Origin of the sequence: Priestia sp. SIMBA_032 (assembly GCF_046535215.1) — a bacterium.
Taxonomy (GTDB): Bacteria; Bacillota; Bacilli; order Bacillales; family Bacillaceae_H; genus Priestia; species Priestia aryabhattai.
Genome location: NZ_JAWRXD010001700.1, coordinates 1 through 230 on the forward strand (window position 1 = coordinate 1; position 230 = coordinate 230).

General features: G+C 64.8%; 1 protein-coding gene. It reads right to left on the reverse strand.

Annotation, left to right across the window (positions count from 1 at the left end; genetic code table 11):
• Positions 1 to 40: 40 nt before the first annotated feature.
• Positions 41 to 230: hypothetical protein (locus SB717_RS40040; protein ID WP_410908945.1), on the reverse strand; the 190-nt coding region annotated here is incomplete at its 5' end.

The window sequence follows — 230 nt, forward strand, 5'->3', positions numbered from 1 at the left end:
GACGACCCGCTGACCAAGCGGGTCGTAGCAGCAGAATGCGCTAGGCGGGGCCGACCGCCGTTCCTGTGGATGCCAGCAGATCTGCGACGATCTGGCCGTCCGCATATTTCTCCATGCAGGCGGGCACGCGATCTGCCGGCATCGCCAGGTCGAAGAGCCACCCTTGAAACGCATCCGCACCGAGGGCGTGGGCAGTGCGAAAAATTTCCGGAGAGGCCACCCCTTCGACG